Genomic DNA, 21,565 nt, shown 5'->3' on the forward strand with positions numbered 1-21,565 from the left:
CACAGTTATTTAGAGCATCAATGAACAATAATGCGTTATCTCCTACCATGGATAGACAGGGATTCCTAGAGAATGCAGGATTTCAACAACTTTACGAGACAGTAAGATTTTCAGTAGAGTTAATAGCCAAATTTGATAGACAGCTTAGATTAGAAGCAGAAAAAGAAAAAAGAAAGAAGCAATATCAACAAGCTTGGGACGACATTGACCGAACCATTGAGGTTATTGAAAGTGTGCCATCACTTTCATCTTTTGATAAAGCTCGACTGACAAGCGAATACCAAAGACTGCGAAGTGATTATGTCAGACTGAACGATCATGACCGCGAATCTAGAGAGAATTTAGTCACAATGGGGCTTCTAGGTGTAGTCGCAGGTTTTATGACTCACGAATATCAAAGCACTCTCCATGAACTAGAATTAGCACAAAAAAGATTACTGTTTCTAAGCAAACAGCATCCAGAATTAAAAGAGCATGCCGACAAAATTGCAAGTTCAATCGAGAGTTTCAATGGTTATATTGATTATACACAAGCATTTATAAGTAGCACTCACTCAAACAACAATGTGGCTTATAAGGTTCAAGCTCAAGTTCGTTCAATAAAAAACACATTCTCCAAATTTAGAAAAGAGAGAAATATTGAAGTAGACATATCAGAGATTGATGCAGAACTTATAGGGCCTAACATGCCTGTAGCTATGTATAAGGGAATAATTCACAACCTCTATTCTAATGCGATAAAAGCCCTAGCTGATCATAAAACTGATAGGAAACTTATTAAAATTTCTGCATATAATTCAGGAAACAAACACGTTATCACAGTATCAGATAATGGTCCTGGTATTCCAGCAGGAATGAGAACTCTCATCTGGGATCCTTTATTTACTACAACGTCGAATCAAAATAATCCTTTAGGGTCAGGTATGGGGCCAGGGCAAGATCACGAACATTTAACGCGCACTTTAACATAACTGATTGACCGCGATCTTCCGTTGTGATCAGATACTGGCTTTTACGCGGAGCCAGTTTATGAACATCGATATTTTTGCAGAGCACTTTTCAGAATTAGAAGACCCAAGGCAAGCATCTAAGGTCGTTTACCCCTTGTTTGACGTGGTATTTTTAACGCTGTGTGCCGTTATCGCAGGCTGTGAGGGCTGGGAAGATATTGAAGATTTCGGTGAAAACCGCTTTGACTGGTTGCAAGAACATGGTTTTTTCAAACTGGGCTTGCCGGTACACGACACTATCGCACGGGTGATGTCATTGCTGGACAGCGAAGCTTTACAGCGTTGCTTTGCCAGTTGGATGCAGGCTTGTACAGAGCTTACTGATGGTCAGGTGGTAGCGATTGACGGCAAAACGTTGCGCAGCTCTTACAACCGCGAAGACCGCTGCTCTTCTATTCATATGGTTAGCGCTTTTGCCAGTGCCAATGGCGTGGTAATGGGCCAGGTTAAAACGGACGAGAAGAGCAACGAAATTACGGCGATACCTCAGCTACTTAACTTGCTGGAGCTTAAAGGATGCTTGGTCAGTTTGGATGCCATGGGATGCCAGAAAGAGATAGCGCAGCAGATAGTAGATAAAGAAGCCGACTACCTGTTGACGGTTAAAGGCAACCAAGGACAGCTGCATGATGCCGTAAAACAAGCCTTTGCGGGTAAAGCGCACAAAGATACTGCCGCGCAGTCACTAGAAAAGAACCGTGGGCGCTTGGAGTACCGTGAATTCCAGGTATGTGATGCCAGTGAATTACCGGAAAAACTCAAAGCTGCGTGGCCAGGGCTGACAACCCTTGGCATGGCAACGACTTACCGGGTGGAAAAGCACAAGCGAGCCGTATTAGAACAGCGTTATTTTATCAGCTCAGCCGTTCTTAGTGCCGAGCGGCTAGCCAGCGCAGTTCGCGAGCATTGGAGTATCGAAAACCAGTTACACTGGGTGCTGGATGTAAGCTTAGGTGAGGATGCTTGCCAGATATATCGTGGTAATGCAGCGACTAATCTTGCCACGATGCGACACTTTGGTTTGAATATGTTACGCGCTGAGAAGCGAAAAATGAGTATCAGAAGAAAGCAGCGTCAGGCATTGATGAATGAGGCTTATTTGGATGCGGTGCTTGAAGCTGGAATGAGTATGGTTATTAAATGACCACTCGTAATCTCACCCTGGGTATGGGGCTTGGTTTGTCATTAGTAAAAAAGCTTGTGATGCTCAAAAAAGGCGAAGTTGAACTAATTGAACCACCTCTAGGCTTTTCTACTTGCTTTCAAGTAGAGTTGCCAATGCGTAAAGAAGAGAGTTTAACATGAAAGATACAATATTAATTATTGATGATACGCCTGACAAGAGAGACATGTTACTCTCTGTTCTGCAAAAAGAATTCTCAGGAGATGAAGTACAAATCATTACAGTAACGAAAGAGAATGTATCTGAGTTTCTTCCGCAAAGAGACAGAGAAGAAAACAAAGCTATACGTTCTGGTGCTCCTGAAGACAGGTTATGTTTTTATTTCCAGTCAAACCCTCATATAAAACTAGTTATAGTAGATCATGATTTATCTTTATTAGATTCGCAGTTATCCGAATCAGTAGTCGCATCAGCGTGTCAAAATGCTGGAATACCTCATTGCAGATACTCTAGAACTACAGGTTATCAGACAGCTAGACAAAAACTGTTGGAGTTAGTCGAAAAGAGTCATGTCTACTCAATAAAAATAGATATTAATGATATAGAACATAGTGAGTTTGGCGAATCACCAGTATGTCTCTCTACTATTAGAAATATCTTTGAAGGCTTTAATCAGCTGAAAGAACTCATACAAGAAATGCATAAAGATTTGTTGGAAAAAGGCCCTGCAGCTATTTTAGCTACTATTCTTGGTTATCCTGGATTCAGGGTGAGATTACGAGTGGTCATTTAATAACCATACTCATTCCAGCTTCAAGCACCGCATCCAAATAAGCCTCATTCATCAATGCCTGACGCTGCTTTCTTCTGATACTCATTTTTCGCTTCTCAGCGCGTAACATATTCAAACCAAAGTGTCGCATCGTGGCAAGATTAGTCGCTGCATTACCACGATATATCTGGCAAGCATCCTCACCTAAGCTTACATCCAGCACCCAGTGTAACTGGTTTTCGATACTCCAATGCTCGCGAACTGCGCTGGCTAGCCGCTCGGCACTAAGAACGGCTGAGCTGATAAAATAACGCTGTTCTAATACGGCTCGCTTGTGCTTTTCCACCCGGTAAGTCGTTGCCATGCCAAGGGTTGTCAGCCCTGGCCACGCAGCTTTGAGTTTTTCCGGTAATTCACTGGCATCACATACCTGGAATTCACGGTACTCCAAGCGCCCACGGTTCTTTTCTAGTGACTGCGCGGCAGTATCTTTGTGCGCTTTACCCGCAAAGGCTTGTTTTACGGCATCATGCAGCTGTCCTTGGTTGCCTTTAACCGTCAACAGGTAGTCGGCTTCTTTATCTACTATCTGCTGCGCTATCTCTTTCTGGCATCCCATGGCATCCAAACTGACCAAGCATCCTTTAAGCTCCAGCAAGTTAAGTAGCTGAGGTATCGCCGTAATTTCGTTGCTCTTCTCGTCCGTTTTAACCTGGCCCATTACCACGCCATTGGCACTGGCAAAAGCGCTAACCATATGAATAGAAGAGCAGCGGTCTTCGCGGTTGTAAGAGCTGCGCAACGTTTTGCCGTCAATCGCTACCACCTGACCATCAGTAAGCTCTGTACAAGCCTGCATCCAACTGGCAAAGCAACGCTGTAAAGCTTCGCTGTCCAGCAATGACATCACCCGTGCGATAGTGTCGTGTACCGGCAAGCCCAGTTTGAAAAAACCATGTTCTTGCAACCAGTCAAAGCGGTTTTCACCGAAATCTTCAATATCTTCCCAGCCCTCACAGCCTGCGATAACGGCACACAGCGTTAAAAATACCACGTCAAACAAGGGGTAAACGACCTTAGATGCTTGCCTTGGGTCTTCTAATTCTGAAAAGTGCTCTGCAAAAATATCGATGTTCATAAACTGGCTCCGCGTAAAAGCCAGTATCTGATCACAACGGAAGATCGCGGTCAATCAGTTATGTTAAAGTGCGCGTTAAATGTTCGTGATCTTGCCCTGATCCTGGATTAGAGCCAATGTTTCAGCAATATGCAACTTCTTATTCAGTTATGGCGGAAGTCCTCAAGATAAGAGAATTGACTGACAAGGAAGATCCTATTGAGTTTGAAAGAATCATTAGGAGTAGATTGTCTTATATAATTGGCTTTTGGTTATACAATGTAATACTAAAATATCCTGGAATCATGCTCAATGAAACAGCTGCAGCTTCATATGTGAATATTGAAAATGATTGTTTCAAAGAAGTTGAAGATTTATTCATAGCGGCTAAGTATTCAGGTCCCTTCTCAAATACTAATAATCATTCATATTGGTGGAGATATAAACTAGATGACATTCTGATAGATAATGACTGTGAGGATGGTATTGAATACGCCAGACAACAGGGCAAGGAAGGTATTAAGCCGAGTATTTGCTGCGTGTCTAGAGAGTCTCCAGCAGGATTTTACTGTCTGTTTAGGAAGTCTCCAATTTCTTTAGAGCATTCCGTCGGTGGTTTGAGTTGGATGCCGAATGGAGCGGATCTGAGCAGAGTGAGTATTGATTTGTACGATGAAGTCGCTCCATTCTTAGGCTTCTAATTAAGTAGGATACTTAAATGTCGTCGGTCAGAGTTTTCGAAGCAAATTTTAATCACTTTAAGAATTCGCTTAGTTCTACAATTGCAAAATTAGATAGTAAAGCTGTCGTTAGAATGCCTACAAAATGGATTATTGATGAACAGCTTAGTGATGATTCAAACAAATTAATTCGCCCATCGGAACCATTTTCTTTGACTTCAATATCTCAAAAGGGAAATGCCGGCAGCAAAAGAATTTGCGCTTACCTTGATGGATATATTAGAATATCTGGTAAAGATGAAAGAAAAATTAAAATAGATCGTTACTGCACTGAAGTGCTGTATTGCTATCCAGTAAGTTCTGTTGATTATAAGAACTTAAAAGTTTCTAGTGGATTTCATTTTGATTTTGATGTTGATGTACAACCTGCACATCCTATATTTCACATGCAACATGACAACACTGTACTAAATGAGAAGGTGATAGAAAGAGTAACATCTTTGACTCCACAACTCGGAGAGAATAGGTTGTTTCGAGTTCCTACTTCACAAATGGATATTTTGTCAGCATTAGTTATGATCGTAGCAGACCATTTTGTAGACAAGTCTTCAAAAAAAGAATGTGATACATTTCACAAAATGCTCGATTTAATTGAGAAATACATGGTCATTGCGGATTTTTCTTTATGTAATCAGAATCTGAGAAAAACCATGAACTCGGACAACACCCTATACTCTATTAACTGGTACTCATGCCCTCAATAATGAGAAACATTTCGTCGTTTTATATTTACAGGGATTGAAAGTATATTAGCTAGAGCTTTAATTTCATAAATCGTCAAATCTCTATAAATCTGATTGAAAGGTAACTTTCGTTTCATTATTACGGTGCGAAGCTTGCGCTCTGCATTAACATCACTGATCCAAGCTGAGAGTCCAAGCACATAATGACGCTCAGAAATATCCCGTTGCTCAAAAGCTTTCCGACTCTTAGTAAGTTCTAGCACCGGTTGTTTCACTACACTGCAGATATGGCTCTGCAAATCAGGCGCAAGGTTTACACTGACTATTAACCGGCACATCTGATGCCATAGAATGAGCCGTGCTTTGTTAAACGGGCCGCTATCTCTAAACTGACGGTCTACGATTTTCAGCAGAGCTTCCCATTGGGTGAATGGCCGTTTGTGCCATTTATCGACCGGCACTTTTGGTGCATCGCTAAGCAGTGAATTGCAATTCCAGCAGTGGTTCATATTGCCGGCATCAAGCAGGTTAGCTTTGCCCAATTCAACCCGATGAAACGCAACCGGCTGCTGACACTGGTGGCAACGGTCATGCAGCATAATTTGATGTTTCGGGCAAAACGTATAAAATGCCAATCGCCACCCTAAGCGAAAGTATGGGATAGCATCCTCCGCCAGACACTGCGGGCAATACTGAATACCAAAGTTACGGTAAGTTCTGTGATACATGTTTAATGGTAACCACCAGCGTAGCTGACCGCTGGGGTTCTTGGTTTGAAACAACCGCCCCTCAAACAGCAATGCCGTCATCTTTTTAACCTGCTCGAGCGGCGTACCAGTGCGTTCACTCATCGTTTGCAGTAACCAGTCTGGGGCAAACCGATCAACATCACGATTCCATAACTGCCTTTGATGGCCAAAGTTACGCACGGCAAAGGTTTGGGCTTTCATACCGTTGGCATGAGCACAACGAATAAACCAGGAAGATAATGCCTCACCAGGCAAAGGTCGGGGATGAGCTGGCCACAAAGTCCCCGATAACATGATTTAGACGGTTAAAAACTGACGCCGGCGCTCTGAAGGCGGCGTCCAGTCGATTTGATTTAGGGTATCCAGCGTAATACATTCATTACCGCTTAAAATCGCCAGCTCAGCAGCAGTGTTTAATACGCTGGTTAACTCGCCAATATTGCCCTCGCTCATAGCATATAGCCTGGTGAAAATGGCTTCGTTATGTAACTTTGACGGCAGCTTAAGCGGTAGCATGGCCCCAAAACTGGCCAGCAAGCGCTTAAAGTCGTCATTCATTTCCCAGCGTGGCAGGTGTATTGGTTTAAAGCGATTTGCCAGCTGTGGCTCTGTCTGCAATGCTCTAAGTGCATCTTTGGTACCTACACCGACAATTGATATTTGCAGCTCGTTGCTTAAGTACTTCAGCACATTTAAAAAGGCACGCTGCCGGTGCAGACTGCCGGCAAGGATTTGGTGTATTTCGTCTATCACAAGTACCTTTAGCTGAGCATACCGTAACAGTTTTAGTACCTGGTACTGCTTCTTATCAACGCGCTCACTGGGTTTATAAGGCGCAAACAGCAAGTCGAGAATAGCATTATAAAAGCGCCCTTCATCCGGTACCGGTGGTGCCTGCACATACATCACTGGTGCAATAACAGCTTCACCCTCTGGATTGTCGACAGTAGGGTTTAGCTGACAGAAACGCTTTACCAAGGTGCTTTTACCGTTATTCGAATCACCAATCAGGATGATATTGGGCATCCGATTTACCCTGGGGTGTTGCAGCAAATCATCCAGTTGCTTCAGTACCACCTTGGCATAAGGGTAGCCAATCCAGCGATCTGATTTAATTCGAAAAATCCGTTCAGCATCGGTCAGACTGAGCACTTCGCGGGCGCTGGCTGTCAGGTGGCTGGCATTGTCAGTCATAGTTCGTCCAACTCATCAAACGGCAAAAATTCCGCATCTTCGTCTTGCGGAACTGCCGGCAGCAAAGGTGCCTCAGTCTTTGCAGGCCGGCTTTGCTCTATTACGCTGTGCGACAGCTGATGCGTTTTACGCCGCTGATTCATGCGCCGAACCGCCTTACTGGTCTTTACTGCTGCGGTTTCAATTTCACGCATACGATCATAGGCATCAAAAATGGCCTGCTCATCTATTTCTTTTACACCGGCTTCTTTGGCGCGTTTACGCGCTTCACGCAGCTCCCAAATGCTAATAGGCGGGTGCGACAGATTACGATATGGGATGGCATAATAAGTTGCCAGCTCGGGATCGTAGAACCAAATTTGACTTAAGTCGCGCGGGTCGCGTCGGAACATAAACTTGCGCTTACGTTTGGAGTCATTTGGATCAGGTGCATTAATCCACACCCGCAACACGTCTGAATAATAGTGAATTTTGTCAATTTGTACGCCATAATCCAGCACGGCCCGTAGTTCAAATGGCATGAGATCCAGGCGAAGTTTAAACTCGTCGGCAATTTTTGCCGGCAAGCCTGAACCTGGTACTTTATCCGAACCCAAAATACCACGCTGCCAAGCCTGAGCTGGTGACATACCAAGGCTGCTATGTATTTTCTGGTGGTATACATCGACAATGTAAATCGTTAGCCACTGCTCGAACTCGGATAAAGTTAACGCAGCTTTGCCTTCTGAGTCATATTCGCCCTTTTCTCGCGGATTAGAAAAAGTGGTACCAGGTAGTGTATGAATCTCTTGCGCGAAAGAGCCTAGTGCACGCTCTACATGAGCACCGAAATTTGGCCGGCCTACCGGACGCCACTCAAGATCAATACCATACTCGTCACAACCGCGTTGCATCATATTGCCACGGAACTCTTTGGCGTTATCAAGATGCACTTTGGCTGGCAGCCCCCACACTAACCATTGGTTTTGCGTTGGGTACCTGGTCAGCCATTTATCTTTCGTTAGAATTGCATGGGTTAAACACAAGCCGGTCGATAACGCGCTCGGCGGATCAAATGAAACATAAAATCCCGTTACGACTCTGGTACAGACATCAAATGCCAAAGTAATCCAAGGCCTGCCAATAGGTTGCCGATAATGATCATCAACCAAGATGATATCGAGTTTGGTGTGGTCAATTTGTACTACGGCCAGTGGGTAATCGGCACCTGGGAAACTGCCCTCATGCGGCTTGTAACTTAAGTCAGCAGTTTTACGGCCAAGGCGGCGGGCGGCAACCAATTCTCCCTGCAATTGCTTAATGCGATTTCGAACACTGTTGCCATGTGGTACCGGCAGGTTCTGCCTTAAACAATGCTTTCTGACTTCATCGCATACTTTCTGCTGGCTCTTTTTCTGCTTCGTCAGGTATTCGCTGTCAATCACCTCACGGATAATCTTCTCAACCTCAGGGGTGAGCCTAACCGCACCCTTATCACTGCGGGTTTTAGGTAGTAGAGATGAGCGTAGTCCACTTTGCTCATAGGCCCTGAGCCAACCATACACCGTATTGGTATGCACCGAGTGCGCTGCTGCCTGAGTTGCGACATCTCCCCGCGTACGGTCGGGCTTATCTAAAAGCGGTTTAATAATGTCATAGCGCTTTTGCGCAACCGCCCAGGCTGCTTCGCCAATTGCTTGCAGATCGGTGTGGGTCTGCTCGTTGCTTTGCTCAGCAGGTTGCAGCTCATCAACCTTGGTGACCATGACCGCTTGATTAGCATCATCCAGCAGCTCTACGTTTTCTAATGAAGTCACACGCCGAATGCGGTGTACCTTGCCCTGGAAAGATACCAACTTGCCTGGCTTTAGCTCTACCAACGCCACTTTAGCCATTGGCCACACTCCATACTTTGCTGGCCATCGTCAGCTTCTGTGTCAAATCGGCTCCCACTCGCTTCGTACCTACCAAATACCATAGTAGCGGAATATATTCTGCCTGAACCATAGGGTTTGCATCGATGCTGGCTAGCAGCTCTTGCACGGAACAGCTTTCTACTTTGGCGAGCGTGTTTAACAACTGTGGAGCAAGTTCTGAATCATCAGGAACACGGCGAGTAAAAGGTAGCAGAAACTTGGCGTTATCGAGCAGCTGCGTCCGGATATGCTTTTCATTTATCAGCTTAAACCGCCAGCCCCGCTCTTTAGCAAACCGGTACGCAGCCTGAAACTTAGGTTTGAACTGCCCCCAGTGTTCACGAAGCTCATCGCGATATTTCACTTCACACAGTAATGGCTTGTGCCCAGATTGGTGGTAATAGACCAGTACATCAGGCGTGTACGAGCGTTCTTTACCCTTTTCATCAAACCAAGCCACTTTAACCGGCTGGACTTCAAAGCGCTCTACCTCGGCAGAAAACTGCAGCAACGTCAGCCAATCGCGCTCAAGGGTAGACTCAAACATCGCCTTACCCTCAGCTTTCGAGTTAGCTGCAACGCCAGTAACGTTTCGGTAGTTTTTTGGGATGTTACGGATTGGCATATAGACCGCTCCTAAAAAATCCGTTAAGTTTCTCAAAAAACGACAAACCTATTCCTCGTCACGTTACATCAAGATTAGATAACCAATTTACTAAAAAGCTAAATTTTTGGGAAGGCGACACGGTATGACCAGTGTATTAAGGTATTTAACACGAGAAAAATTTGAGTGGCTGCTTGGTGACCAGGGGATGTATGTAGGCCCAGCATCTCAACAATCTGATGAGTCAGAAGGCATCTATGATGCTTCTTTTGTTGTGAGAGATTTTGCAAAAAAAGCTGAAGAGATAACTGAAGCTCCCATAGATGCTAAATTACTCGAAGGAGTTAACGAAGTACTAACAGGCTTTGGAGCTTCAAGAAGAGACTCTCATTTTATAAGCTCTTGGTATGTGGGAGAAAAGGAAGATATAAATATGTGGTCTCAGTATGGCACGGATGGTGTTGCTATCTTGAGCAGCAGTGTACATTTAAATCACTACCTCCCAGAACCACTAAAGCATGCAACTGAATTTGTTTTTGTCACTTACGATGATGCAAAAAAAGCGTACGATGTTCATAACCCTCTGCATTATAAAAACAATAAATATTCCCATGAGAACGAGTTTCGGATTATTTTCAATTTGACGAAGTACCAAATATTAACTGGCTACGATATCGATGCAGACCGCAAGATTTATGTTGGTGATACACCATCTTATTTGTCCAGCCAGATGACTTCATCCATGTCAGAACTTGGCCGACAGCAAAGCCACCTGGTACTCCATAAAAAAAATCCCGGATATATTCTTCACTATCAACTGAAGGCTATAGTTCGTGAAATACGGATAAACCCTAACGCCACAGACGAGGAACTCGAGTACATTAGATCAGTTTGCAACCAAGCAGGGCTAGAGTGCCCTGTGAATCATTCAGAATTAAAGAAACAAAACTCTGTGGCGTAAAATTGGCTCTTAATGCGAAGCAAGTCTATACGATACCAATACAAAATAGTAATGTAAAAATTTACTGGTGGGTATGTCAGTAACAAATAGTATTGTCGAATGATGGTATTATAGTTTTGTTTAGTACAAATTAACTTTGTAATTCACAGATATCTGCTAAGCTAATTAAAAACTTAGGGGGTAGTATCAGGGCGAGATCGCGAACGTTTTTTAAACAATAAACGATCAGTTTGACGATCTGATCTAGTTGTGATCATATACTCCTTTTTTGGAAGCATGCCATGTACCTTGAACTCTTTACTACACACTTTGACACCATCATCGACAACCGTCAGTCTGCAAAAGTTACCTATCCTTTATCTGATGTTTTATTCGTGACCTTATGTGGCGTGATTGCAGGCGCAGAGGGATGGTCGGAGATCCATGATTATGCTAAAGGTCATCACGAGTGGTTTCAGAAACAAGGTTTTTTAAGTGATGGCGTCCCGGTAGATGACACGATAGCGCGTATTATTTCCAAAATTGCTCCGGAACAATTCAGGCAATGTTTTATCGACTGGATGCAAGCGGTGCACAAGCTAACGCAGGGAGAAGTGATTGCCATAGATGGCAAAACGCTACGTAGCTCTTATGCACCAGAAGACAGAAAATCGACCATCCATATGGTGAACGCCTTTGCTTGTGCGAACAAAGTGGTGTTGGGGCAGCTGAAGACCGTGGAAAAATCGAATGAAATCACAGCCATCCCAGAGCTGATTCGATTGCTGGATATTGAAGGCGCCCTGGTTTCAATAGATGCGATGGGATGTCAAACGGCGATAGCAGAGCAAGTGATAGAGGGGAATGGGGATTATCTGTTGGCGCTTAAGGCAAACCAGGGAACGTTATACAACGCAGTAGAAGCGTTATTTGCCGGGCAACGAAGTCGCCCTCTTGATGGGATTGTCATAGAAAAGAACCGAGGCCGAATAGAAGCAAGAAGTTACCATGTAAAAGACGCCAGCGAACTGAAGGGAAACTTTAGTAAATGGGTTGGTCTGCAAACCGTTGGAATGAATCTAAGTTACCGGGAAGTAAAGGAAAAAAATCGGAACTCACTTATCGTTACTACATCAGTTCAGCCAAGCTGAACGAAGTACAGTTAGCCGAGGCGGTTAGAGCTCATTGGGCCGTTGAAAATAGCCTACATTGGGTGCTGGATGTCAGCATGAAAGAAGATGCTTGCCAGATTTATCAGAATCACGCGGCGGAAAACTGGTCAATACTACGGCAATGGTCTTTAAATATGCTAAGAGCAGAGCCATCGAAAGGCAGCATCCCCGCAAAACAAAAACGTGCCTGGATGAAAACGGATTATTTGGAAGATGTCTTAAAAGCTGGTTTCAGCAGCAGAGTGTTTGAAAATTAAACACTCATGCGGGAGCCCTGGGGGTAGTATGGAGCAGAGACATTATAAAAGAGTGCGCTTTTTCAGCAGAGCTCATTTGGACGTTGCTGGCCATAGCTACCCGACCGAAGTACTGGACTTGTCGCTGAAAGGCGCCCTGGTCCGCAGCCCGGCGCAGAGCCTGTCGCTAACGACAGAGCCGATGCTATTGCGGCTGCAGCTAAGTGATAGTGTCGAAGAAATCTCGATGCAGGTGTTAATCGCGCATCAGCATCAGGACCTGCTGGGTCTGTACTGCCAGAAAATCGATATTGATAGTATCAGTCATCTGCGCCGTTTACTGGAACTAAACCTGGGTGATGCGGCCTTGCTGGAACGTGAGCTGGCCGAGCTAAGCAGCCACGACTAGTCTTCTGCTGCGGCAGCGGCTGTTGTCGTCTGATTAAGCTTACTCAAAGCCCGGATCGCCGGCGGATAACCGAACCCCGCCGCGGTGTGCATCAACTGATACCAATCCAGCCACGCCTCCTGCTGCCGTGCCAGATAAGCAAAATAATACTGTACTGGCATTAACAACGCCGCCTGCTCTAACTCTTGTTGCAACAAGTCAAAATACAGTTGGGGTAACGGGGCTTCAAAATGTCGCATACTGTTTACCGCCGCCACCGGCCGATAAGCCTGCAAGCCCACGGCCTGGCAGGTGTCAACGGCGGTCAGCTCGATATCCTGCGCAGCAACCCGATACCGCTGTCGATAGCGCGCTAATGTGCTGCTATCCGCGCCGACTAACAGATTAGGCGCGATCCGCCCGCTCTGGCAAACGGCACGGGCAGCCAGCGCAGAGAGCGCATATTCGTCAAGAAAACCGGCAATATGTAAAAATTCATGCCGTAGTAAAGCCAGATTGGCATCTTCTGGCAGTTGGATAATGCCATTATTAAAACTGGCAATACCGCGACCACCCAGTAATAACAGCTGTTGAAACTGACCTTGCTGCACCAGCTGCTGCAATTGCTGATACTCACAATGGATCCGGCTGGCTGCTTGTTCGCTGCAATTTAACAAGGTTGACTGAACTCTGACCACAGCGGCGAAACAAACCGGCAGCTGGCTGAGTTGCGGATCCTGCTGCCACTGCTGCGCTAACAGTTGATAGGTGCGCTCAGCCGCGGCTGAGGTCACCACCGGCTGGATCCTTAAACTACAACTGGCGCCCGCCAGATTTTCCGCCGCGCTAAACTCGGTTTGCGGTGGCATAGCCCAGAGCCCGAGCTCCGCCAGTAACTGGGGTTGCAGCTGATGAGTATAGTCTTGCCCCGCAGCTTGCTGCGCAGTAAGCCAATGTGCCGTCGCCAGTTTACCTTCCAGCCGGACTTGCAGCATCAGCGCATGCTCCAGCGCACCGGGGGCATCCAACGCAGCAGCCTGACGCCACCACTGTAAGGCCGCAGTCAGATCGTTCTCGGCCAGTCGTAAGCGGGCTAATTGCGCAGCAGCTGCGCCGTCAGTGCTGGCGCGGGAAAGTAGCTGTTGTTCGGTCGTGGGCGCGTCCTGACAGGCGACAACACCAAGCAAAAGAAAAAAGCCAGCAAGCCGGCTTTTTTTAAATACAGTCGCAGCGCTAGTGCTGCTCATGCTGTTCATGGCTCGGCTCATCGCCGCGGATCCTGGCTATTTCCATTCTGGCATAGCGATGTTCGACAAACTCGTAGACATTGGTCGACAGCGTTTTATGGTAATAAATCAGTGCCTGCTCCAGATTACCCCGCGCCTGATGCCACTTCGCCAGGTAAAAATACGCTTCGCATAAACGCTCTGCCAGATGACGCGGATTATTCAGTCCCTGCAGAATGGATTGCAGCAGTGCCTGCTCTGACAGTTGTCCGGCGTAGAAACGCACCAGATTGGTGGCCCAATCATCCGGATCCAGCAAACTTAGCTGTTGCCGCAGCTGCTGCTGCGCCTGCTCAGGTCTGCTTTCTGCCACACCAATGTACCACCATAACACCCGGTAGGGATCATTGGGTTTTAACTGATAAAACTGGGCAAAGTCAGCTTCTGCCAAATCCAGCCGGCCTGCATAGTAAAAGGCAATGGCACGATTCAAATACGGGAAATCATAATCCGGCGCCAACTCCAGCGCAGAATCAAAGGCTTCGTACGCTTCGCTGAATTGACCGCTCAGGGTGTAATGAATACCCAGTAGATTATAAACTTCCGGCATATCCGGCTTTAAACGCAGGGCGCGCATAAAGTCGAGCCGGGCCAGTGAGCGCAGGCCTACACTGTCGTACATCACGCCACGGTCATAAAATAACTGGGCACTTTGTGCTTCAGTCAGTTCAGCCCGTTGCAGAATTTCAGATAAGCGTGCGATCGCCAACTCATTACGGTAAGGCACCTGCAGTGGCTCTGGCGTCAGCCAGGCCTCTGCCGGTGTTACCGGCCGCTGTGCGCAGCCGGTTAGGGTAATAAGCCCTGCAAGCAGGGCTAGCTTATACAGCGTTTTGGTCACATTAAGCTTCTGTAGCCGCTTCTGCAGCTGGTTTTGCCGTGGCTTCTTTGATGCTCAGACGCACGCGGCCTTGCTTATCCACTTCCAGTACTTTCACTGCCACTTTCTGGCCAACCTGCAGATGATCAGCAACATTCGCTACGCGCTCATCAGAGATTTGTGAAATATGCACCAGACCATCTTTACCTGGCAGCACATTAACGAAAGCACCGAAATCAACGATCCGTACTACTTCGCCCTGGTAGATAGCACCAACTTCAATCTCAGCAGTAATAGCATTGATCTTATCGATGGCAATCTGCGCCGCTTTCGCGGTGGTGGCAGCAATCTTGATGCTACCGTCATCTTCCAGCTCGATGGTGGTACCGGACTCTTCTGTGATTTGACGGATTACGGCGCCACCTTTACCGATAACTTCACGGATTTTCTCCGGATTAATCTTCATGGTGTAGATGCGCGGTGCATACTCAGACATCTCTGAGCGGTGCGAGCTAATTGCCTGATCCATCACATTCAGAATATGCAGACGAGCCGCTTTCGCTTGCTTCAGCGCGATTTGCATAATTTCCTGAGTGATACCATCGATCTTGATATCCATCTGCAGCGCGGTGATACCTTCAGCTGTACCGGCCACTTTAAAGTCCATATCACCCAGGTGATCTTCATCGCCCAGAATGTCAGACAGCACGACGAAGTCATCACCTTCTTTAACCAGACCCATGGCAATACCGGCCACTGAGGCTTTGATTGGTACACCGGCATCCATCAGCGCCAGTGACGAACCACAGACTGACGCCATTGAGCTTGAACCATTTGATTCAGTAATTTCTGAAACCACACGCACCGTGTACGGGAACTCATCAAACGACGGCATTACCGCCTGCACACCACGCTTAGCCAGACGACCGTGGCCGATTTCACGGCGCTTTGGTGAGCCCATCATGCCGGTTTCGCCCACTGAGTACGGAGGGAAGTTGTAGTGCAGCATAAAGGTATCGTTTTTGGCACTCAGTAAATCGTCAACACTTTGCGCATCGCGCGCCGTACCTAAGGTCGCAGTCACCAGCGCCTGAGTTTCCCCCCGGGTGAACAGGGCTGAACCGTGAGTACGTGGCAGAACACCAGTCATCACGCTTAAACCACGGATCATTTCCGGATCACGGCCATCGATACGCGGCTCACCTTTGGTAATGCGGCCACGCACCACTTTTGACTCTAAATTGTGGAAAATTTCACCGACTTCCGTCAGGTTCAACGCTTCGCCTTCTGCCAGCTCAGCGGATAATTTCTCAATCAGAGCGGCTTTAATTTCACCAATGCGCTCATAGCGTTTGGCTTTCTCGGTAATGCGGTAAGCATCGCCTAAATCGGCAGTCGCCAGCTCAGCGATTTTTGCGATCAGCGCGTCGTTCTTCGTAGGGGCAACCCAGTTCCAGGCTGGCTTAGCAGCTTCGCCGGCAAATTCAACGATGGCATTGATTGCAGTTTGCATTTGCTGGTGACCGTACATAACGGCGCCTAACATCACGTCTTCTGACAGGATACCGGCTTCCGATTCCACCATTAATACCGCGTTTTGCGTACCGGCAACCACTAAGTCCAGCTTAGAGGTTTTCAGTTCTTCTTCTGATGGGTTTAACACGTACTGGTTATTGATATAACCAACACGGGCCGCACCGATAGGGCCACTGAACGGAATACCAGAGATGGCTAAAGCAGCAGAGGTACCAATCAGCGCCACGATATCCGGTTGAATTTCTGGCTGTACTGACACCACAGTAGCAACAACTTGCACTTCGTTAGTGAAGCCTTCCGGGAACAGTGGGCGAATTGGCCGGTCGATTAAACGTGAGGTTAACGTCTCGCCTTCGCTTGGCCGGCCTTCACGTTTGAAAAAGCCACCCGGGATCCGGCCAGCTGCATACATTTTTTCCTGGTAGTTTACGGTTAACGGAAAGAAGTCCTGACCAGGCTTAGCTTCTTTTTTGCCCACTACTGTTACTAAAACAGCAGTATCTCCCAGGCTGGCCAGCACTGCGGCATCTGCCTGACGGGCGATAACGCCGGTTTCTAAAGTAAAGGTGTGTTGGCCGAACTGGAATGATTTTACGATGGGAGTCACGTGGTGTTTTCCTTTGTCTTAATCGCCGAATTGCGATGTGTTGCTCTGTTTTATTTGCTCGCTTAGTATACTCTGTAAGCTGTGACAAAAGATAGTTCCGTTCTTTTGCCAGAAAAAATTTTGGCCATAAAAAAAGAGGCCCGAAAGCCTCTTCTTTTACTGACGTCGATTAACGACGTAAGCCTAAACGCTCGATCAGGCTGCTGTAACGCGCCAGATCTTTGCCTTTCAAGTAGTCTAACAGTTTACGGCGCTGGCTAACCATGCGCAGCAGACCACGACGTGAGTGGAAGTCGTGCTTGTGCTCGGCAAAGTGGCCTTGCAGGTGGTTGATAGAAGCGGTTAACAGAGCAACCTGTACTTCTGGTGAACCGGTGTCGCCCGCTTTAACAGCGTATTCAGCAACGATTTGTGCTTTTTGAGCAGCGCTTAATGACATGGTATGTCTCCAAATGTGAGTGAACTAAGATACGCTAACCGCCGATCACTCATCCAGCGGCAGCAAAACTGCCGGCGCATTGTACAGGGCCGGCCTGTTTTAAGCAAGTAAACTGCTGTCGTCGGCAACTGTCGGTGCTAACGCCGCCAGATTAATCAGTCGCCGGCTACTCAGTTCGCCAGACACAATTTCACCAATACCCAACAACTGACCTGATTCGGCATAAAGCTTTACCACTTCGGCATCAGCGGCGGCAACCTGACAACTCTGGCCATGCATAATGGCTTTTTGCTGCGCAGCATCCAGAACCTGGCTGGGTAAGCCCTGTAACCCGGCATCCATCGGCAACAGTAATGCATCCAACGCCGCCCAGTCCTGCTGTTCATTAAGCGCTTCCAGCTGTTGCGGTGTGACCATTTGCGCCGCCTGAAAAGGCCCTACCTGCACCCGGTGCAACCGGCTGACATGAGCCCCACAGCCCAGTAGTTCACCCAGATCGTCGATCAGAGTGCGGATATAGGTGCCTTTGGAGCAATGCACAATAAAATCTGCGGTCTGTGCCGTACGTGACAGCAACTCAAAACGGTAGATGCTGATCGGCCGCGCTTCGCGTGGCACCTCAATGCCCTGCCGGGCGTATTTGTACAGGGGCTGCCCCTGATACTTCAACGCCGAGAACATCGTCGGCACCTGTAAAATATCCCCGCTCAGTTGCTGCATCGCTGCGGTCAACTCAGGCTCGCTAAAACTGACCGCTTTTTCACTGACGACCTCGCCCTCGGCATCACTGGTGGTGGTACGGATACCAAAGGTGGCGGTCACCTGATAGGTTTTATCAGTATCCAGCAAAAATTGGCTAAACTTAGTCGCTTCACCAAAACAAATAGGCAGTAAGCCAGACGCCATCGGATCCAGCGCGCCGGTATGACCGGCTTTTTGCGCCTGATATAACCAGCGTACCCGTTGTAAAATACCGTTACTACTGACCTCTAACGGCTTATCCAACAGCAAGATGCCATGTACCGGCCGGGCATTTTTACGGGCGCGCATTATTCCAGTTCTTCCGCTTCCGGATTCGGGCCAGCTTGCTGGCGCTTACGCTCGTCATCTTTACGAACCGTATCCACCAGATTGGCCATCCGAATGCCCTCATTCAGCGACTGATCGAAGGCAAAGCGGATATGTGGCACGATGCGGGTTTGGATCCTTTTGCCAATTAAGCTGCGGATAAAACCTGAGGCTTCATTCAGGATCTTCAGGTTGTCTTCAACCTTACTATCATCCATACCAAGGAAGGTCACAAACACCTTGGCATGCGATAAGTCGCGCGATACTTCAACATCGGACACGGTGATCATGGTGTGCAGCCGGGGATCTTTAATTTCGCGCTGCAGGATCACTGCCATTTCTTTTTTCATCTGTTGTGACAGACGATCAACACGGGAAAACTCTTTCATTATCTTATCCTTAGTCTCATGCTGCAGCGCAGCGCTGCCGAGACTTAAACACAACAGGGGCAACCTGTGCCCCTGTTTATCGGTAAGCCGTTGCTATTATAGCGTACGTTCTACCTGGATCGTTTCAAACACTTCGATCTGGTCGCCTTCGCGCACATCGTTGTAGTTCTTCACACCGATACCACATTCAAAGCCCTGACGTACTTCGCTAACGTCATCTTTAAAGCGACGCAGTGACTCCAGTTCACCTTCGTAAATCACCACGTTATCACGCAGTACGCGGATTGGCGCATTGCGCTTGATGATACCTTCGGTAACCATACAGCCGGCGATAGCGCCAAACTTCGGTGAGCGGAACACATCGCGCACCTGAGCCAGACCAATGATCTGTTGCTTAAACTCTGGCGCCAACATACCGGTCATTGCCTGTTTCACTTCGTCTAACAGCTCATAAATAATGCTGTAGTAACGCAGATCCAGACCTTCGTCCTCGACCAGTTTACGAGCCGAACCATCAGCACGAACGTTGAAGCCGATAATAATGGCAGAAGAGGCCGCAGCCAGCGAGACGTCAGTTTCAGTAATACCGCCTACGCCTGAGCCGACAATCTTCACTTTTACTTCGTCCGTCGACAGCTTCATCAGAGATTCAGTGATCGCTTCCACCGAACCTTGTACGTCCGCTTTCAGCACGATATTCAGCTCAGATACATCGCCTTCAGACATGTTGGCGAACATATTCTCCAGCTTGGCTTTCTGCTGCCGCGCCAGTTTCACATCGCGGAACTTGCCCTGACGGTACAGCGCAACTTCACGGGCTTTACGCTCGTCTTTCACCACTGTGACTTCGTCACCAGCTTGCGGTACACCGGACAGACCTAAAATCTCGACCGGAATTGACGGGCCGGCAGTTTTCACTTCTTTACCGTTTTCGTCACGCATGGCGCGCACGCGGCCGTACTCAAAGCCACACAGCACCACATCGCCCTGAGTCAGGGTGCCTTCCTGTACCAGGATAGAGGCGACCGGACCACGGCCTTTGTCCAAGCGGGATTCGATGACCACGCCCTTCGCCAGGCCTTTATGGACAGCTTGTAATTCCAGCAGTTCCGCCTGGTTCAGAATGGCTTCCAGTAGGTCGTCGATGCCCTGACCGGTTTTAGCCGACACCGGTACAAACTGCGTATCGCCGCCCCATTCTTCCGAAATGACGCCATACTGCGACAACTCATTCCGCACCCGGTCGATATCAGCAGTCGGTTTATCGACTTTCGTTACCGCAACCACTAACGGTGCATTACCGGCTTTGGCGTGCTGGATCGCTTCTTTGGTTTGCGGCATCACACCGTCGTCGGCGGCCACAACCAGAATAACAATATCTGTTGCTTTGGCACCACGTGCCCGCATCGAGGTAAAGGCGGCGTGACCCGGTGTATCCAGGAAAGTCACCATACCGCGTGGCGTTTCTACATGATAAGCACCGATATGCTGAGTAATACCACCGGCTTCACCGGCTGCGACCTTGGCTTTACGGATATAATCCAGTAATGAGGTCTTACCGTGGTCAACGTGACCCATAACAGTCACCACAGGTGCGCGTGGCTCCAGCTCGCCCTGACCTTCACGGTCCGACATCACTGCTTCTTCCAGTTCGTTTTCCTTGGTCAGAATAAACTTATGGCCCATTTCTTCACAGACAATAGCCGCAGTTTCCTGATCAATGACCTGGTTGATGGTAGCCATAGCGCCCATCTTCATCATCACTTTGATCACTTCCGACGCTTTGACCGCCATTTTCGCTGCCAATTCGGCCACGGTGATGGTTTCACCAATCTTAACTTCACGCTCTACCGGCTGTGCTGGCTTATTAAAGCCGTGCTGCATGCTGGTAGGGGTTTTCTTTTTCTTGGCATGCCGGTTCGCGCGGTTAAAGGCCTCTTTATCATTGGCCTCATCTTTACCTTTCTTCGCTTTTGCTACCGGGGCTTTTTTACCTACGCCACGACGACCCGCACGCTCTTCTTTAGCATCGACTTCATCTTCAGCCTGCTTGGCGAATTTATTGCTGGTCAGATGGTAATCGTCGGCATCAGAACGGGTTGTTTCCTGCTGTGACCAGCGCTCACCATTTTCTTCGGCCAGCTTGCGGGCGGCTTCAACCTGACGCGCAGCTTCTTCTTCCAGCTTACGCAGAGCTTCCGCTTCCTGCTGCTTACGAATACGCTCCGCTTCTTTGCGGGCTTCTTCTTTCGCAGCACGGCGAGCCGCTTCTTCCGGGTCATCTTTATTGACCGGCGCTGCCGTTTTTTGCTCTTCGCGTTTCTTCGCTTCAGCGGCACGACGCTCGGCTTCTTCTTTCGCCTTTAACTGGGCGGCTTCACGCGCTTTACGTTCTGCTTCCAGTCGTGCGGCTTCGGCCTGCTCTTCGGCGATGCGGGCTTCTTCCTGCGCTTTTAGCGTGGCTTCATCCAGCATTGGCTTTTTGATATAGGTTTTTTGCTTACGCACTTCCACCTGGATTTCCCGGTTACGGCCAGCGCCGCCGGCCACACTCAGGGTGGTTTTTTCTTTGCGCTTTAACGTCAGTTTTGCCGGCTCAGCTGGCTTGCCGCCATGCTGCTTGCTCAGGTGCTCTAATAACGCCTTTTTCTCGTCTTCGGTTACCGTCTGGCCCTGGGCCTTGGTAATACCTGCATCAGCAAATTGTTGCACTAACCGATCAACAGTAGTACCGACATCACTGGCCAGTTTTTCTATGGTGACTTCTGCCATTTGTGTTGTTACCTCCGTTGACTAC

The 21,565-nt window shown here is 47.9% G+C and carries 20 protein-coding genes and 1 pseudogene; 9 read left to right on the plus strand and 12 right to left on the minus strand.

Annotation, left to right across the window (positions count from 1 at the left end):
* The 4 genes from AEST_RS09550 to AEST_RS09560 form a co-directional block, all read left to right on the plus strand.
* On the plus strand, nt 1-971 hold a 971-nt coding region (locus AEST_RS09550), incomplete at its 5' end, for a sensor histidine kinase (RefSeq protein WP_238534590.1).
* Between the two features lie 58 nt (nt 972-1,029).
* Nucleotides 1,030-2,154, plus strand: a complete 1,125-nt coding sequence (locus AEST_RS09555; protein ID WP_008606797.1) for an ISAs1 family transposase — start codon at nt 1,030-1,032, stop codon at nt 2,152-2,154.
* Nucleotides 2,151-2,315 (plus strand): hypothetical protein, encoded by a 165-nt coding sequence (locus tag AEST_RS17180; RefSeq protein ID WP_156803888.1) that lies wholly within the window; start codon nt 2,151-2,153, stop codon nt 2,313-2,315. Before AEST_RS09555 ends, AEST_RS17180 begins: the two co-directional genes overlap by 4 nt.
* Entirely contained in the window at nt 2,312-2,926 is a 615-nt protein-coding gene (locus AEST_RS09560; RefSeq protein ID WP_051030621.1) for a hypothetical protein, read from the plus strand. The genes AEST_RS17180 and AEST_RS09560 overlap by 4 nt, the downstream gene beginning before the upstream one ends.
* Here AEST_RS09560 and AEST_RS09565 read toward each other — a convergent pair.
* Nucleotides 2,919-4,043: an ISAs1 family transposase gene (locus AEST_RS09565; RefSeq protein WP_008606797.1), complete on the minus strand. Its 1,125-nt coding sequence runs from the start codon at nt 4,041-4,043 to the stop codon at nt 2,919-2,921. The genes AEST_RS09560 and AEST_RS09565 overlap by 8 nt on opposite strands.
* A gap of 116 nt (nt 4,044-4,159) precedes the next feature.
* On the opposite strand from AEST_RS09565, the gene AEST_RS09570 reads away from it, so the two are divergent.
* Together AEST_RS09570 and AEST_RS09575 are read left to right on the plus strand one after the other, a co-directional pair.
* Nucleotides 4,160-4,723 carry a hypothetical protein gene (locus AEST_RS09570; protein WP_156803889.1) on the plus strand — a complete coding sequence of 188 codons (564 nt, stop codon included), beginning with the start codon at nt 4,160-4,162 and terminating at the stop codon, nt 4,721-4,723.
* A gap of 17 nt (nt 4,724-4,740) precedes the next feature.
* Nucleotides 4,741-5,466: a hypothetical protein gene (locus tag AEST_RS09575; RefSeq protein WP_039925364.1), complete on the plus strand. Its 726-nt coding sequence runs from the start codon at nt 4,741-4,743 to the stop codon at nt 5,464-5,466.
* Here the strand turns inward: AEST_RS09575 and AEST_RS09580 are convergent.
* Genes AEST_RS09580 through AEST_RS09595 form a run of 4 tightly spaced genes read right to left on the minus strand, consistent with a single transcriptional unit; the run spans nt 5,460 to nt 9,908 of the window.
* Nucleotides 5,460-6,488: a TniQ family protein gene (locus AEST_RS09580; protein WP_083840415.1), complete on the minus strand. Its 1,029-nt coding sequence runs from the start codon at nt 6,486-6,488 to the stop codon at nt 5,460-5,462. The genes AEST_RS09575 and AEST_RS09580 overlap by 7 nt on opposite strands.
* A gap of 3 nt (nt 6,489-6,491) precedes the next feature.
* Nucleotides 6,492-7,388, minus strand: coding sequence for a TniB family NTP-binding protein (locus AEST_RS09585; protein ID WP_008608739.1), 897 nt, complete (start codon nt 7,386-7,388; stop codon nt 6,492-6,494).
* A complete protein-coding gene (locus AEST_RS09590; protein ID WP_008608740.1) occupies nt 7,385-9,262 on the minus strand; it encodes a Mu transposase C-terminal domain-containing protein in 1,878 nt (625 codons plus the stop codon). Before AEST_RS09590 ends, AEST_RS09585 begins: the two co-directional genes overlap by 4 nt.
* On the minus strand, nt 9,255-9,908 hold the full coding sequence (locus AEST_RS09595) for a heteromeric transposase endonuclease subunit TnsA (protein WP_008608741.1): 654 nt from the start codon (nt 9,906-9,908) through the stop codon (nt 9,255-9,257). The genes AEST_RS09590 and AEST_RS09595 overlap by 8 nt, the downstream gene beginning before the upstream one ends.
* Before the next feature lie 124 nt (nt 9,909-10,032).
* Between AEST_RS09595 and AEST_RS09600 the strand changes: the two genes are divergently transcribed.
* The 3 genes and pseudogenes from AEST_RS09600 (at nt 10,033) to AEST_RS09615 (ending at nt 12,644) form a co-directional block, all read left to right on the plus strand.
* Entirely contained in the window at nt 10,033-10,848 is an 816-nt protein-coding gene (locus tag AEST_RS09600; protein WP_008608742.1) for a hypothetical protein, read from the plus strand.
* A 281-nt stretch (nt 10,849-11,129) separates the two neighbouring features.
* Nucleotides 11,130-12,256, plus strand: a pseudogene (locus tag AEST_RS09605) (ISAs1 family transposase).
* A 28-nt stretch (nt 12,257-12,284) separates the two neighbouring features.
* Nucleotides 12,285-12,644 (plus strand): PilZ domain-containing protein, encoded by a 360-nt coding sequence (locus tag AEST_RS09615; RefSeq protein WP_083840418.1) that lies wholly within the window; start codon nt 12,285-12,287, stop codon nt 12,642-12,644.
* Here the strand turns inward: AEST_RS09615 and AEST_RS09620 are convergent.
* From AEST_RS09620 to infB, 7 genes are all read right to left on the minus strand, one after another.
* Nucleotides 12,641-13,891 (minus strand): hypothetical protein, encoded by a 1,251-nt coding sequence (locus tag AEST_RS09620; protein ID WP_008608746.1) that lies wholly within the window; start codon nt 13,889-13,891, stop codon nt 12,641-12,643. The genes AEST_RS09615 and AEST_RS09620 overlap by 4 nt on opposite strands.
* Nucleotides 13,857-14,750, minus strand: coding sequence for a lipoprotein NlpI (nlpI, locus tag AEST_RS09625; RefSeq protein WP_008608747.1), 894 nt, complete (start codon nt 14,748-14,750; stop codon nt 13,857-13,859). Before nlpI ends, AEST_RS09620 begins: the two co-directional genes overlap by 35 nt.
* 1 nt (nt 14,751) lies before the next feature.
* Nucleotides 14,752-16,872: a polyribonucleotide nucleotidyltransferase gene (gene pnp, locus AEST_RS09630; protein WP_008608748.1), complete on the minus strand. Its 2,121-nt coding sequence runs from the start codon at nt 16,870-16,872 to the stop codon at nt 14,752-14,754.
* 169 nt (nt 16,873-17,041) lie between these two features.
* Nucleotides 17,042-17,311 carry a 30S ribosomal protein S15 gene (rpsO, locus tag AEST_RS09635; RefSeq protein WP_008608749.1) on the minus strand — a complete coding sequence of 90 codons (270 nt, stop codon included), beginning with the start codon at nt 17,309-17,311 and terminating at the stop codon, nt 17,042-17,044.
* Nucleotides 17,312-17,410: 99 nt separating this feature from the next.
* A complete protein-coding gene (gene truB / locus AEST_RS09640; RefSeq protein ID WP_008608751.1) occupies nt 17,411-18,361 on the minus strand; it encodes a tRNA pseudouridine(55) synthase TruB in 951 nt (316 codons plus the stop codon).
* Nucleotides 18,361-18,771: a 30S ribosome-binding factor RbfA gene (rbfA, locus tag AEST_RS09645; RefSeq protein WP_197408368.1), complete on the minus strand. Its 411-nt coding sequence runs from the start codon at nt 18,769-18,771 to the stop codon at nt 18,361-18,363. The genes truB and rbfA overlap by 1 nt, the downstream gene beginning before the upstream one ends.
* 93 nt (nt 18,772-18,864) lie before the next feature.
* Nucleotides 18,865-21,540 carry a translation initiation factor IF-2 gene (gene infB / locus AEST_RS09650; protein ID WP_008608754.1) on the minus strand — a complete coding sequence of 892 codons (2,676 nt, stop codon included), beginning with the start codon at nt 21,538-21,540 and terminating at the stop codon, nt 18,865-18,867.
* Nucleotides 21,541-21,565: the final 25 nt, after the last annotated feature.

The organism is Alishewanella aestuarii B11, from assembly GCF_000280055.1.
In the GTDB taxonomy this organism is placed as follows: domain Bacteria; phylum Pseudomonadota; class Gammaproteobacteria; order Enterobacterales; family Alteromonadaceae; genus Alishewanella; species Alishewanella aestuarii.